Below are 13,438 nucleotides of genomic sequence, written 5' to 3'. Positions count from 1 at the left end.
CTTAGTAAGCATCATCACGATATGGATCGTCTATGCCCAATTCGGCTAATAATGTTTTTTCGATGCCTTCCATCTCAATGGCGTCTTGTTCATTTATATGGTCAAATCCAAGTAAATGCAAGCAGCCATGAATTGTCATATGAGCAAAGTGCTCATGAAAGCTTTTTTCTTGCTCTATAGACTCTGCTTTCACAACTTGTGGGCAAATAATTAAGTCGCCAACAAGAGGGAGTTCGATGCCTGGTGGCGCATCAAATGGAAAAGATAGCACGTTAGTCGGCTTGTCTTTGCCACGATACTGGCTATTAAGCTCTTTGCTTTCAGCTTCATCAGCGATACGTATCGTTAACTCTGCATGTTCACGATACGCAGATAGGGCTTTGTCAGCCCATAATTCAAACTGTTCATGTGAAGGTAAATCTTCAAATTCACAGGCAATTTGTAAATCTAATTCAACGCTCATGTCTGTTACTCAGCTTGGTTCGCTTTCGCTTCTTTGCGAAGGCGCTCTTTTTCAGCCTTTTCTTTTCGCTCAGATTCTTCTTTCTTCTCGTATGCTTCAACAATACGTGCCACAACAGGGTGACGAACAACATCATGTGACTTGAAGAAATTAAATGAAATCTCATCGACATCACTCAGTACTTCAATGGCATGACGAAGACCAGAGCGCGCACCACGAGGTAAATCAACTTGCGTAATGTCACCTGTGATCACCGCTTTTGAATTAAAGCCGATACGCGTTAAGAACATTTTCATTTGTTCTGTGGTTGTGTTTTGGCTTTCATCCAGAATGATAAAGGCATCATTAAGCGTTCGACCACGCATATAGGCAAGCGGCGCAACTTCTATGACATTTTTTTCAATTAAGCGTTCAACTTTTTCAAAGCCAAGCATTTCAAATAATGCGTCATAGAGTGGACGCAGGTATGGGTCGATTTTTTGTGTTAAATCGCCAGGTAAGAAACCAAGTTTTTCACCCGCTTCAACCGCAGGGCGAGTTAATAAGATGCGACGAATTTCTTGACGTTCTAGTGCATCTACAGCAGCGGCAACTGCAAGGTAGGTTTTACCAGTACCAGCAGGACCAATACCAAAACTGATATCATGACGAAGAATATTAGCTACATACTGACTTTGATTCGGATTGCGAGGCTTAATCACACCACGACGGGTTTTAATATAAATTTCTTCATTCCATACACTCGGTGCATCTTGCTCTAGACAATTTGCTTCAGTGATCGCTAAGTGTACGTTATCAGGTTCAATTTCATTTACTTCGCCACGAACTGGCTGAGTATCAATGTATAAACCTTTTATGATATCGGTAGCGGCTTTAGCTTGAACAGGTTGTCCAGTCACTTTAAACCAGTTGTCTCTGTGTGTGATTTCGACCCCAAGGCGACGTTCTATTTGTTTTAAATTCTCGTCAAAAGGGCCGCAAAGTGATGAAAGGCGAACGTTGTCGGCGGGCTCTAAATAAAACTCAATATTCTTTAGTTGACTGCTCAAAATTGCTTCCTGTAACAACCGCGCCAGCAAAAATGCTGGCGCAATCTGTATTTAACTAAGGTGTAAAGGTTGCAACACCTAACTCATCGGCTTCGGGTTCCGACGGTGCACGATTTAAAATATCGGCAGGTGCAACATCTTTCCTTAAATTCATTTCTGATTCTGTACGAATTAGCTCACCACGTAAAGAGTTAGGTAAAGCTTCGGTAATACGTACATCAACGAACTGACCGATCACTGAATGAGGACCTTCAAAGTTCACAACACGGTTGTTTTCGGTACGACCGCGCAGTTCCATTGGGTTTTTCTTCGATGGACCTTCAACCAAAATACGCTGCTCAGTATCAAACATCTTACGACTGATGTCTTGAGACATCTGGTTGATACGGTTTTGAAGAATGTATAGACGCTCTTTCTTCTCTTGTTCAGAAACATCATCAGGTAAATCTGCCGCAGGCGTGCCTGGGCGCGCTGAATAGATAAAGCTGAAGCTCATATCAAAACCAATGTCATTGATCAGATTCATTGTTGCTTCAAAGTCAGCGTTCGTTTCCCCTGGGAAACCAATGATGAAGTCTGAAGACATTGACAGGTTAGGACGGATCTTACGAAGCTTACGAATAGTTGACTTGTACTCTAACGCTGTATGGCCACGTTTCATAAGGTTTAGAACTCGGTCAGAGCCACTTTGTACCGGTAAGTGTAAGTGATCTACAAGCTCAGGCACATCAGCATAAGCTTCAATGATGTCAGGCGTGAATTCAACTGGGTGAGACGTTGTGTATCGAATACGGTCAATACCATCAATAGCAGCAACGTAACGTAGTAGATCTGAGAAGTAGCAGATTTCACCATCGTGCATTTCACCGCGAAATGCATTTACGTTTTGGCCAAGTAGGTTAACTTCACGTACACCTTGCTCAGCAAGTTGTGCAACTTCTAGTAATACGTCATCTAACGGACGACTTACTTCTTCACCACGCGTGTAAGGTACAACACAGAAAGTACAGTATTTAGAACAACCTTCCATAATAGAAACGAATGCCGTAGGGCCTTCTGCTTTAGGCTCAGGAAGACGGTCAAACTTTTCAATTTCAGGGAATGAAATATCAACAACTGCACCTTGCTTGCTTTGTACTTGCTTGATCATCTCAGGTAAACGGTGCAATGTTTGCGGGCCGAATACGATATCAACAAACGGTGCGCGTTGACGAATAGTGTCGCCTTCTTGTGAAGCTACACAACCACCCACACCAATAACTAGATCTGGGTTGTCATCTTTTAATAACTTCCAGCGACCCAGTTGATGGAACACTTTTTCTTGTGCTTTTTCACGAATTGAACAGGTGTTGAGTAAGATAACATCAGCTTGTTCAGCTTCTTCGGTTACTTCATAACCATTGGTTGCATCTAACAGGTCAGCCATCTTCTGCGAGTCGTACTCGTTCATCTGACAACCCCAGGTTTTAATATGCAATTTTTTACTCATTGAAATATTGCCTCGTTTTCAATTCGGACTCTGATTTAGGCCACTTGCTTAGACCTAAAAAGTATACGCACAACTTAAAGGACGCGTATTTTATATGACCAAGCACATCTAGCCAAGTATAGTTTTTAACTTTGCAAAGCGTGATCAAATTGAAACGTATTTTGCGCATTACAGTCAGACAAATTAGCGTGGCTTGCGGTACAATGTCTACATTGTTTTTAAGAGGCAAAATAGATGAAAAACAAGGTGGTTATAGTCGGTGGCGGCATGGTCGGTGCAGCTACAGCAATTAAGTTAGCAAAACAGGGCGCGTCGGTAACAGTTTTAGAGCAACAGTGTATAGACCCTAATGCGGTGCTTGCGAGTGAAAAAATTGATATTCGAATCTCTGCCATTAACCGCTTTTCAGAAGCTTTACTTGATGAGTTAGGCGCAATGGCTTTACTCAGAGAAAATAGAATAGCTCCTTATACCCAACTTGAAGCCTATGAGTCAGCACTAAACTCTTTGTTATTTGATAGTGAAGAAGTTGGTACGAGTCACCTTGGCCACCTTATCGAAAACAGCTTAACGCAAGCCAGTTTATGGGCGCAATTTGAGCAATGGCAAATACAAGTTGAGCAAGTTGATGGTTTACCAGTGAGCATAGAACAAGCTGATGATACAGTTACACTGTATTATAAAAACAAAAGTTATACCGCCGATTTACTTGTTGCCGCTGACGGTGGCCGCTCACAGGTAAGATATTTAGTTGGAATAGGTGTTACAGGCTGGCAATATCAACAAAGCTGCATGGGTGTACTAATCAAAATTGATGCACCGCAGCAAACAAAAACATGGCAGCAATTTAAACAGACGGGCCCAATTGCGTTTCTGCCTATGCAAGCACCGTATGCCAATTTAATTTGGTATCACGATAGTGCTGAGCTTGCTAGATTGAAACAACTATCGAATGAACAATTAAAAGCTGAAATTCAGTCAAACTTCTTTGCGTTGCCTGGCGACTTTAGTGTTGAAGAAAAGGCGGTGTTTCCGCTTGCTAGGCAACATGCCAATACTTATTCACAAGGTAGAGTTGTACTTGTGGGAGATGCAGCCCATACGATTAACCCATTGGCAGGACAGGGAGTTAACCTCGGCTTTAAAGACGTCGCTGCGCTAGCCGAAGCATTAGAATCGACAGACGATTTCGGTTGCCCTTTAGCTTTGCACAAATATGAGAAAAAACGTCGTTTAGATAATTTGGCAATGATGAGCATGATGGATGCGTGTTACTTTGGTTTCTCGAATGACATAAAACCATTAAAGCATCTTCGCAATTTAGCATTAAAAGTGGCTGACAATGCAGGTGTCCTGAAGAAGCAAGTGTTAAAGCATGCGATGGGCGGTGATTTTTAATCAGTCAATTTCTTTGATTGAAGCGGACTAAGGTTCGCTTTTTTTGTGCGTGTAAAAAAGTATGCGAGAAAAATGATATAAAACTTAGACTGGGAAATTATATATGATTTGTTTATAGGGTAGGGTGATTAGATAATTTTCGAAAACATGGTGCGGAAGGAGAGACTTGAACTCTCACATCCGAAGATACTGGAACCTAAATCCAGCGCGTCTACCAATTCCGCCACTTCCGCAATGTTTTTCTCATAAGAGATTGGCTGGAGTACCAGGATTTGAACCTGGGAATGGCGGGATCAAAACCCGCTGCCTTACCGCTTGGCGATACTCCAACATCAAGGATAAGCTAAGTTATTTTAGTTCAAACTTAAAAGAACATGGTGCGGAAGGAGAGACTTGAACTCTCACATCCGAAGATACTGGAACCTAAATCCAGCGCGTCTACCAATTCCGCCACTTCCGCAATGTTTTTCTCATAAGAGATTGGCTGGAGTACCAGGATTTGAACCTGGGAATGGCGGGATCAAAACCCGCTGCCTTACCGCTTGGCGATACTCCAACTAAAGGTAGTAAAAGCTTTTTTAGTTCAAACTTTAAGAACATGGTGCGGAAGGAGAGACTTGAACTCTCACATCCGAAGATACTGGAACCTAAATCCAGCGCGTCTACCAATTCCGCCACTTCCGCATATTTTCTTTAAAGAAAATGGTGGCTATGCCCTGATTTGAACAGGGGACCCCATCATTATGAGTGATGTGCTCTAACCAGCTGAGCTACATAGCCATTTGGCTGGAGTACCAGGATTTGAACCTGGGAATGGCGGGATCAAAACCCGCTGCCTTACCGCTTGGCGATACTCCAACGAAAACCTCAAATCTTTTTTGAACCAGGATTTGAATCTGGGGGATAAATGAGTGAGGGATCAAAACCTCTCTCTTCTGCCCTTACCGCTTGGCGATACTCCAACTAAGGTAGTTGATTGTTTTAGTTCTAATCGAGAACATGGTGCGGAAGGAGAGACTTGAACTCTCACATCCGAAGATACTGGAACCTAAATCCAGCGCGTCTACCAATTCCGCCACTTCCGCAATGTTGGCTGGAGTACCAGGATTTGAACCTGGGAATGGCGGGATCAAAACCCGCTGCCTTACCGCTTGGCGATACTCCAACTAAAGGTAGTTGATTATTTTAGTTCTAATCGAGAACATGGTGCGGAAGGAGAGACTTGAACTCTCACATCCGAAGATACTGGAACCTAAATCCAGCGCGTCTACCAATTCCGCCACTTCCGCACTACAAGGTAGTTAGTTTTATAGTTGCTAATCAACTCTAAAAAGCATGGTGGCTATGCCCTGATTTGAACAGGGGACCCCATCATTATGAGTGATGTGCTCTAACCAGCTGAGCTACATAGCCATCTCTTTTTAGTGTGTCACCATCTCTGGTGCGGGGCGTATTATGCTGATATGCTCCAAACTCGTCAACACCTTTTTTGCAAAAAAGTTGTCATTAAAGTTCTTTTGCGGATTAATTGCGCGAAATGGCTGAATATGAACCATAAAAAGATAAAAAGTGAGCTGCTTTTAGAAAACAAAAAAGGAGACATCAAGTCTCCTTTTCAAAACATTCAGTTAAAGCGATTAAACGTTGAACAGGAAGTTCATCACGTCGCCATCTTTAACAATGTATTCTTTACCTTCTTGGCGCATTTTACCTGCGTCTTTCGCACCGCTTTCGCCTTTGAATTCGATATAATCATCAAAACCAATTGTTTGCGCACGAATAAAGCCACGTTCGAAGTCTGTGTGGATCTTACCTGCAGCTTGTGGCGCAGTTGCGCCCACTGGGATAGTCCATGCACGTACTTCTTTTACACCAGCAGTGAAGTAAGTTTGTAATTTAAGTAGCTCGTAACCACCACGGATCACGAGGTTAAGGCCTGGTTCTTCAAGACCAAGATCAGCCATAAACTCTAACTTATCTTCTTCTTCTAGCTCTGAAAGCTCAGATTCAATTGCAGCACACACAGGGATCACAACTGCATCTTCGTTTGCAGCAATTTCACGAACTTGCTCTAAGAATGGATTATTTTCAAAACCATCTTCAGTAACGTTCGCAATATACATGGTTGGCTTAATTGTTAAGAAGTTAAGCGGCTTAATAGCTGCTAGTTCTTCTTTAGTAAGCTCTAAAGAACGCAATGTTAAGCCTTCATCTAAATGGGCTTTCACTTTTTCTAGTACTTCGTTCTGGAATTTTGCTTCTTTATCGCCGCCTTTCGCTTTTTTAGCATTACGTTGAGCAGCGCGATCCGCAGCTTCCATGTCTGCTAAAACAAGTTCAGTGTTGATAACATCAATATCATCAGCTGGATTTACTTGGCCAGATACGTGAACAATGTTTTCATCTTCGAAACAGCGAACAACATGGCCGATGGCATCTGTTTCACGAATATTAGCAAGGAATTGGTTACCTAAACCTTCACCTTTTGACGCGCCTTTTACAAGACCCGCAATATCAACGAACTCCATGGTTGTTGCGATTGTTTTTTGAGGATTAACAATCTCAGCCAGTTGGTCTAAACGCGGATCTGGCACGGCAACAACGCCTGTGTTTGGTTCGATTGTACAAAACGGAAAGTTTGCGGCTTCAATTCCCGCTTTAGTTAATGCATTAAATAGGGTTGATTTACCAACGTTAGGTAAACCTACAATGCCACATTTAAAACCCATAATTTTGAACCTTCAGTTAATCAAATTGTTGCCGTAAGCGATTTTACGGCTTAAATGAATGTAGTCTGTTTTGTGCTTTTAATACACCGTCTTTTGCTAAAATTTCCATACAGCGAACAGCTTCATCAACCACAGCATCGATTTTTTCTTGGTCGGCTTGAGGTGCTTTACCTAAAACCCAGCCTGTTACTTTATCTCTGTGACCAGGGTGACCAATACCAACACGTAAACGCATAAATTCTTTGTTATTGCCCATTTTAGCAATAATGTCTTTCAAGCCATTGTGACCACCGTGACCACCGCCTTTTTTAATTTTGGCGATCCCCGGTTCCATGTCCATTTCGTCATGGGCAACTAAAATATTTTCAGCAGGGATTTTATAAAAATTAGCAAGGCTTGATACTGCTTTACCACTTAAGTTCATATAAGTTGTAGGAATAAGCAGTTTGAATTCTTGGTTGTTAATTATCACTTTACCAGTGAGGCCGTGATGTTTTGAATCAGGTTTGAGGATGCAATTGTAGCGTTTTGCCAGTTCTTCGATGAACCACGCACCGGCATTATGACGGGTTTGAGCATATTCGGGGCCTGGATTAGCCAGGCCCACAAGCATTTGAATAGTATTCAAGGTGCTAACACCTTAGAAATTATTCTGCAGCTTCTTCAGCTTCTTCAGAAGCAGCGCCTTTAGGAGCGTTTACAGTAACAACTGCTTGGTCGTGGTCTGCACCTTTAGCTAGTTCTACTGAAACAACACCTGCAGGTAGAGCTACGTCAGAAAGGTGTACAGTTGCACCAACTTCGATTGCAGCTACGTCTACTTCTACGAACTCAGGAAGTTGAGCTGGTAAACAAGTGATTTCGATTTCAGTTACGTGGTGAGCGATAGTGTTACCACCTTTCGCAGCAGCTTCTTCGTTGATGAAGTGTACAGGAACCTTAGTGTGGATCTTGTGAGCAGCGTCAACACGTTGGAAGTCTAAGTGAGTTACTTTAGGCTTGAACGGGTGACGTTGGATGTCTTTAAGGATCGCTTCAACAGACTCACCACCGATGTTTAGTGTAAGGATGTGAGTGTAGAAACCTTCATCTTCTTGCGCTTTGATTACTTTGTTGTGGTCAAGCGTTAGAGAAACTGCATCTTTACCAGCACCGTAAAGGATCGCAGGAACTTTGTCAGCACGACGTAGGCGGCGGCTCGCACCAGTACCTAAAACTTCACGTACTTCTGCTTCTAAAGTGTATAATTCGTTAGACATGGATGTCTCCAAAATAAAAGTTAAATTAATGATTAGAGGACTCGCGACCAAATCCTCTACCTTAAAAAGGCGCGCTACTATACCACCGCTGGATGGTAAATTAAACAAAAAAAGCACCCGAAGGTGCTTTTTGTTAAAGTGGGCGTCGTTTAATGTGTAAACATTGCCGAGATTGACTCTTCGTTGCTGATGCGGCGAATCGTTTCAGCCAGCATATCTGCAAGGGTCAATACTTTAATTTTATCGATTGAACGAAGCTCATCACTTAACGTGATTGAGTCAGTTACGATAACTTCATCAATAACAGAGTTGCGAAGGTTTTCTGCCGCAGCACCAGAAAGTACAGGGTGCGTTGCATAAGCAAATACGCGTTTAGCGCCATGCTCTTTAAGTGCTTCTGCTGCTTTACATAATGTACCACCTGTGTCGATCATGTCGTCAACGATGATACAGTCACGGCCTTCTACATCACCAATGATGTGCATAACTTGAGATACGTTTGCTTTCGGACGACGTTTGTCGATGATAGCCAGGTCAGTATCATTTAGTAATTTTGCAATTGCACGAGCACGTACAACACCACCAATGTCTGGAGATACAACTACAACATCGTCAAATTCACGAGACTTCATGTCGTCAAGTAGTACAGGGCTACCAAACACATTGTCTACAGGCACATCGAAGAAACCTTGAATTTGCTCTGCGTGCAGGTCTACAGTCAATACGCGGTCAACACCAACGCTTGAAAGGAAGTCTGCGACTACTTTAGCTGTGATTGGTACACGAGCTGAGCGAACACGACGGTCTTGACGCGCATAACCGAAGTAAGGGATAACAGCTGTGATACGACCTGCTGATGCACGACGCAAAGCGTCAACCATCACGATTAGTTCCATTAAGTTGTCGTTTGTAGGGGCACAGGTTGATTGAATAATGAAAACATCCGATCCACGTACGTTTTCATTGATTTGAACACTGATCTCGCCGTCACTAAAACGACCAACAACAGCATCACCTAACTCGATGAATAAACGTTTCGCAATTTTTTGAGCTAACTCAGGCGTTGCGTTACCAGCGAAGAGCTTCATGTCAGGCACGGTAGGGTTCCTCAGGCACTGAAATTTTTTGGACTAACATGCAATGACGTTGTCAAAACAGGCTAACTTAAACAATTTTACTTCTACTCTTTAAGCCATGACGCTAACTGGCGATGGGCCAGTGATACAGCATGGCTTGGGGCGATAAACCCTTGCCAAGCATTGGGTAATTCAGAGAGTACACGCCGTGCGCTTTGCTCAGAGTCTAGCTCGACAAAACAACACGCTCCCGTCCCAGTCATTCTTGACGGGCCGTATTTTAGCAACCACTGCAGGGTCTTTTCAACCTCGGGGTAGAGCTTTTTAACCAGAGCTTCACAATCGTTGCTGGTATTTTCCATAAACCACTGACTGGTTAGTTTAGGGGTATTTCTTGGTAAATCAGGGTGAGTAAAGACTTTTGCCGTACTAATATGAACGTTGGGGAACACCACACAATACCATTTATGTTCAATTTCAACTGCATTGAGTTTTTCACCAACGCCTTGTGCAATGGCGGTTTTACCATTGATGAAGACAGGTACATCCGCACCAAGTGTTAAGCCTATTTCTGCCAAGGTGTTTAGGTCTAAGTGACATTGCCACAATGAATTTAGCGCTAATAAAGTCGTTGCTGCATCGGATGAGCCACCACCAACACCACCGCCCATGGGCAAACATTTTTTTAAGCCAATCGATACGCCTTGTTCTGTTTGCTTGAATGGCAACAAGGCTTGAGCCGCTTTAAAGATTAGGTTGTCTTCGGTTTTGATATTATTGGTATCACCAATAATACTAATTTGGTTGTCATTCGTTAAGTTGAACTCTAATTCGTCACCAAAATCTAAAAAGGTAAACAAGCTCTCTAATTCATGATAGCCGTCTTCCCGTTGATTATTGATATGTAGAAACAGATTAAGTTTAGCTGGTGCTGTTAGAGTCAAGTTATTCATTATTAAACTGCCATGAATTGAGTTGAATTTTTATTCTTAGTTTATCTTGGGTAAGCGAAATTCGTTTTGGTACCCAAAAGCCATCAACCATTTGATAACTTTGATAGTCTATAAGCCATGTTTTACCTTGTTCATCTGTCCACTTTGCAGACTTAAGGCGTGATTGTGGATCATATTGATTATTGTCACTAAGGATGGCACCGGTTAACCAAAGTGGTGCTTTTTCAAAAGGTAATTGAAAGCCACTCAAGCGGGCAATCAATTCACTGCTACTTTGATCAATATATTGCTCATCCTGATAGGCCATTTCACTGTGATTTTCATGCTCGACTAACTCGAGTAATTGTGTGCCTATAAAGCTAGATAAAATTAGATGTTGGCGACTTTCTTTCAGCTGCCAATTAAAGTTAACAGATTGCCGATCATCAGGCGCAATAAAGGCGACTTTACCACTGGCTTTCCAGTTTTTTTGTGCCTCTAATTGCGACCGCCAATCTGTCTGTGGCGCATCTTGCTCTGTTATTCGTTGGGCACAGCCACTGATAAATAAAAAAAACATGAGCAAAATCAAATGAATTTGTTTCAAATGTTGTTCCTTCCTTTCCATATTTGCAGGATGTTTGATAAAATTCTCGGCTTTCTAGCAGGGCTCGAGCAATTTATTGGTAGCTATGACCATTATCGCACTTGGTATTAATCACAAAACAGCATCAGTTGAATTACGCGAAAAAGTGGCGTTTTCACCTGAGCAATTATCAAACGCATTGTCGCAATTGGCGAGCTCTGAGCAGTTTAAGGAGACCGTGATTGTCTCGACCTGTAACCGAACTGAGTTGTATTGTAGCCTTGAGCATAGCAATTCCCAAGCGCTTCTCAAATGGTTAGCTGATTTTCACTGTATCGACACTGAACAACTTGAAGATAATGTCTATATTCATCAAAACCAAGACGCCATAAATCATTTAATGCGCGTAGCCTGTGGTTTGGATTCTTTAGTGTTAGGCGAGCCACAGATCCTTGGTCAGATCAAACAGTCTTACAACAGCGCAAAGCAGCACGACTGCGTGTTACCCACTTTTGAGCGTTTATTTCAAAAAACCTTTTCGGTCGCCAAGCAAGTAAGAACTGAAACTGATATTGGTGCCAGTGCCGTATCTGTTGCTTATGCAGCAGTTAATTTGGCTAAGCACATCTATGGTCAACTAGATAAAACTAAAGTGTTGCTAATCGGTGCAGGTGAGACTATCGAGTTGGTAGCCAGACACTTATATCAACAGCACCCAAAAGCCATCACGGTTGCGAATAGAACGATTGAGCGTGCTAAAAACTTAGCTGAAGAAGTTGAAGCCGATGTGATTTCATTGGCGCAATTGCCAGAAAAATTGTATGACGCTGATATTGTTATCAGTTCGACTGCCAGCACATTACCTATCATCGGTAAAGGTATGGTTGAGCAAGCGCTCAAACAACGCCGTTATAAGCCTATGTTGTTTGTTGATATTGCGGTGCCGCGAGATATTGAAAGTCAGGTAGGCGAGCTAGATGCGGCTTACCTATACTCAGTTGATGACTTACAAGCTATCGTCAACGAAAACATGGCAAGCCGTGAGCAGGCGGCAGAGCAAGCGCAAGAAATCATACTGCAAAAAACCCATGAATTTGCCAAGTGGCAACGTTCACAAGGGTCGATTGATGTTATTCGACAGTATCGAGATTCGGCGCAAGAAGTAAAAACAGAATTAGTAGAAAAGGCTGTAAATCAGCTACAATCAGGCAAATCAGCCGAAAAAGTGTTGCTTGAATTGGCTAACAAGCTCACAAATCGTTTAACTCACGCACCAACACGGGCAATACAGGCCGCGGCGCAAGAGGGTGATATCGATAAATTGGCCGTGCTTAAACAAACATTAGGAATCGAGCAGGAAAAGTAAATTAATGAAAGAGTCTGTATATCGTAAATTAGAGACCTTAGCCGAGCGCTATGAAGAAGTGCAAGCGATGCTAAGTGATCCAGAAGTTATTGGCGATCAAAATCGTTTCCGTGCCTTATCAAAAGAATACTCAGAACTTGAAGACGTAGTTAAAGCGTTTGCTTCTTACCAGCAAGCCCAAGACGATGTGGCGACAGCTGAAGAAATGCTGAAGGACTCAGATCCTGATATGCGTGAGATGGCGCAAGAAGAATATAAAGAAGCAAAAGCAGCCATTGTAGCCCTTGAAGATGAACTACAAATTTTGATGCTGCCAAAAGATCCGAAAGATAACAACAATGTTTATCTTGAAGTACGTGCAGGTACAGGTGGTGACGAAGCAGCAATTTTTGCTGGTGATTTATTCCGTATGTACAGCCGTTATGCTGAAACTCAAAAGTGGAAAGTTGAAGTTGTTAGCACCAACGAAGGTGAGCATGGCGGTTATAAAGAAGTGATCGCGCACATCAGTGGTGAAGGTGTTTACGGTAAATTGAAGTTCGAATCAGGTGCACACCGTGTTCAACGTGTGCCTGAAACTGAATCTCAAGGCCGTGTACACACGTCGGCATGTACGGTTGCAATAATGGCTGAAATTCCTGAAGCCGAAGCTATTCAAATTAACCCAGCAGATTTAAAGGTAGATACCTTCCGTGCATCGGGTGCCGGTGGTCAGCACGTTAACAAAACGGATTCTGCAATTCGTATCACGCACATTCCGACAGGTGTGGTTGTTGAATGTCAGGATGAACGTTCTCAGCATAAAAACCGTGCTAAAGCGCTTTCTGTACTAGGTGCTCGTCTACAACAAGCTGAAGATGAGAAACGTCAAGCTGCTGAGGCATCTGAACGTCGTAACCTAGTAGGTAGTGGTGACCGTTCAGAGCGTATTCGTACTTACAACTACCCGCAAGGTCGTATTACCGATCACCGCATTAACCTAACACTTTACCGTCTGAATGAGATTGTTGCTGGTGAACTAGGTGCCGTGATTGATCCATTATTACTTGAACACCAAGCTGACTTATTAGCAGCAATGGGTGACGAGTAAT

12 protein-coding genes and 11 tRNA genes are annotated in these 13,438 nt (G+C 42.7%); 3 read left to right on the top strand and 20 right to left on the bottom strand.

Annotated features, from left to right (window positions below; genetic code table 11):
* Nucleotide 1 precedes the first annotated feature (1 nt).
* From ybeY to miaB, 3 genes are read right to left on the bottom strand one after another with little or no spacing between them, the layout of a single operon-like run.
* Nucleotides 2–463 (bottom strand): rRNA maturation RNase YbeY, encoded by a 462-nt coding sequence (gene ybeY / locus ACGHEH_RS03840; RefSeq protein WP_390441924.1) that lies wholly within the window; start codon nt 461–463, stop codon nt 2–4.
* Between the two features lie 5 nt (nt 464–468).
* Entirely contained in the window at nt 469–1,512 is a 1,044-nt protein-coding gene (locus ACGHEH_RS03835; RefSeq protein ID WP_390441922.1) for a PhoH family protein, read from the bottom strand.
* A gap of 55 nt (nt 1,513–1,567) precedes the next feature.
* Nucleotides 1,568–3,001 (bottom strand): tRNA (N6-isopentenyl adenosine(37)-C2)-methylthiotransferase MiaB, encoded by a 1,434-nt coding sequence (miaB, locus tag ACGHEH_RS03830; RefSeq protein WP_138480342.1) that lies wholly within the window; start codon nt 2,999–3,001, stop codon nt 1,568–1,570.
* 234 nt (nt 3,002–3,235) lie between these two features.
* On the opposite strand from miaB, the gene ACGHEH_RS03825 reads away from it, so the two are divergent.
* Nucleotides 3,236–4,399 (top strand): FAD-dependent oxidoreductase, encoded by a 1,164-nt coding sequence (locus tag ACGHEH_RS03825; RefSeq protein WP_390441919.1) that lies wholly within the window; start codon nt 3,236–3,238, stop codon nt 4,397–4,399.
* A 148-nt stretch (nt 4,400–4,547) separates the two neighbouring features.
* Here the strand turns inward: ACGHEH_RS03825 and ACGHEH_RS03820 are convergent.
* The 17 genes from ACGHEH_RS03820 to lolB form a co-directional block, all read right to left on the bottom strand.
* Nucleotides 4,548–4,632 (bottom strand) — tRNA-Leu (locus ACGHEH_RS03820).
* A gap of 21 nt (nt 4,633–4,653) precedes the next feature.
* Nucleotides 4,654–4,728 (bottom strand) — tRNA-Gln (locus ACGHEH_RS03815).
* A gap of 46 nt (nt 4,729–4,774) precedes the next feature.
* Nucleotides 4,775–4,859 (bottom strand) — tRNA-Leu (locus ACGHEH_RS03810).
* 21 nt (nt 4,860–4,880) lie between these two features.
* Nucleotides 4,881–4,955: transfer RNA gene (locus tag ACGHEH_RS03805), tRNA-Gln, on the bottom strand.
* A 43-nt stretch (nt 4,956–4,998) separates the two neighbouring features.
* Nucleotides 4,999–5,083 (bottom strand) — tRNA-Leu (locus ACGHEH_RS03800).
* 19 nt (nt 5,084–5,102) lie between these two features.
* Nucleotides 5,103–5,179 (bottom strand) — tRNA-Met (locus ACGHEH_RS03795).
* A gap of 3 nt (nt 5,180–5,182) precedes the next feature.
* Nucleotides 5,183–5,257: transfer RNA gene (locus ACGHEH_RS03790), tRNA-Gln, on the bottom strand.
* Nucleotides 5,258–5,399: 142 nt separating this feature from the next.
* Nucleotides 5,400–5,484 (bottom strand) — tRNA-Leu (locus ACGHEH_RS03785).
* A gap of 5 nt (nt 5,485–5,489) precedes the next feature.
* Nucleotides 5,490–5,564: transfer RNA gene (locus ACGHEH_RS03780), tRNA-Gln, on the bottom strand.
* A 39-nt stretch (nt 5,565–5,603) separates the two neighbouring features.
* Nucleotides 5,604–5,688: transfer RNA gene (locus tag ACGHEH_RS03775), tRNA-Leu, on the bottom strand.
* Between the two features lie 47 nt (nt 5,689–5,735).
* Nucleotides 5,736–5,812: transfer RNA gene (locus ACGHEH_RS03770), tRNA-Met, on the bottom strand.
* A gap of 224 nt (nt 5,813–6,036) precedes the next feature.
* Nucleotides 6,037–7,128, bottom strand: a complete 1,092-nt coding sequence (gene ychF, locus ACGHEH_RS03765) for a redox-regulated ATPase YchF (RefSeq protein ID WP_390441917.1) — start codon at nt 7,126–7,128, stop codon at nt 6,037–6,039.
* 43 nt (nt 7,129–7,171) lie between these two features.
* On the bottom strand, nt 7,172–7,756 hold the full coding sequence (pth, locus tag ACGHEH_RS03760; RefSeq protein ID WP_058030810.1) for an aminoacyl-tRNA hydrolase: 585 nt from the start codon (nt 7,754–7,756) through the stop codon (nt 7,172–7,174).
* 19 nt (nt 7,757–7,775) lie between these two features.
* Complete coding sequence (locus ACGHEH_RS03755) at nt 7,776–8,387, bottom strand: 50S ribosomal protein L25/general stress protein Ctc (protein WP_390441915.1); 612 nt, start codon at nt 8,385–8,387, stop codon at nt 7,776–7,778.
* 149 nt (nt 8,388–8,536) lie between these two features.
* Nucleotides 8,537–9,484: a ribose-phosphate pyrophosphokinase gene (locus tag ACGHEH_RS03750; RefSeq protein WP_058030808.1), complete on the bottom strand. Its 948-nt coding sequence runs from the start codon at nt 9,482–9,484 to the stop codon at nt 8,537–8,539.
* An 83-nt stretch (nt 9,485–9,567) separates the two neighbouring features.
* The gene (gene ispE / locus ACGHEH_RS03745) at nt 9,568–10,416 is read right to left on the bottom strand and encodes a 4-(cytidine 5'-diphospho)-2-C-methyl-D-erythritol kinase (protein ID WP_390441913.1); all 849 of its coding nucleotides are present in this window, start codon (nt 10,414–10,416) and stop codon (nt 9,568–9,570) included.
* A complete protein-coding gene (gene lolB / locus ACGHEH_RS03740) occupies nt 10,409–11,002 on the bottom strand; it encodes a lipoprotein insertase outer membrane protein LolB (protein WP_390441911.1) in 594 nt (197 codons plus the stop codon). Before lolB ends, ispE begins: the two co-directional genes overlap by 8 nt.
* A gap of 85 nt (nt 11,003–11,087) precedes the next feature.
* Here lolB and hemA point away from each other — a divergent pair, with 85 nt between their 5' ends.
* Both hemA and prfA read left to right on the top strand, forming a co-directional pair.
* Nucleotides 11,088–12,347, top strand: a complete 1,260-nt coding sequence (gene hemA / locus ACGHEH_RS03735) for a glutamyl-tRNA reductase (RefSeq protein WP_390441909.1) — start codon at nt 11,088–11,090, stop codon at nt 12,345–12,347.
* A 4-nt stretch (nt 12,348–12,351) separates the two neighbouring features.
* Entirely contained in the window at nt 12,352–13,437 is a 1,086-nt protein-coding gene (gene prfA / locus ACGHEH_RS03730) for a peptide chain release factor 1 (protein ID WP_390441907.1), read from the top strand.
* Nucleotide 13,438: the final 1 nt, after the last annotated feature.

Origin of the sequence: Pseudoalteromonas sp. MTN2-4 (assembly GCF_042848605.1) — a bacterium.
Classification (GTDB): domain Bacteria; phylum Pseudomonadota; class Gammaproteobacteria; order Enterobacterales; family Alteromonadaceae; genus Pseudoalteromonas.
Note: the sequence above shows the minus strand (reverse complement) of the source record. Positions and strands in the feature narration are given on the sequence as shown.

Coding starts and splice junctions, on each gene's coding strand:
- ACGHEH_RS03755 (WP_390441915.1), bottom strand. CDS start 8,387: ATGTCTAACGAATTATACACTTTAGAAGCAGAAGTACGTGAAGTTTTA.
- prfA (WP_390441907.1), top strand. CDS start 12,352: ATGAAAGAGTCTGTATATCGTAAATTAGAGACCTTAGCCGAGCGCTAT.
- ychF (WP_390441917.1), bottom strand. CDS start 7,128: ATGGGTTTTAAATGTGGCATTGTAGGTTTACCTAACGTTGGTAAATCA.
- miaB (WP_138480342.1), bottom strand. CDS start 3,001: ATGAGTAAAAAATTGCATATTAAAACCTGGGGTTGTCAGATGAACGAG.
- ispE (WP_390441913.1), bottom strand. CDS start 10,416: ATGAATAACTTGACTCTAACAGCACCAGCTAAACTTAATCTGTTTCTA.
- ybeY (WP_390441924.1), bottom strand. CDS start 463: ATGAGCGTTGAATTAGATTTACAAATTGCCTGTGAATTTGAAGATTTA.
- ACGHEH_RS03825 (WP_390441919.1), top strand. CDS start 3,236: ATGAAAAACAAGGTGGTTATAGTCGGTGGCGGCATGGTCGGTGCAGCT.
- hemA (WP_390441909.1), top strand. CDS start 11,088: ATGACCATTATCGCACTTGGTATTAATCACAAAACAGCATCAGTTGAA.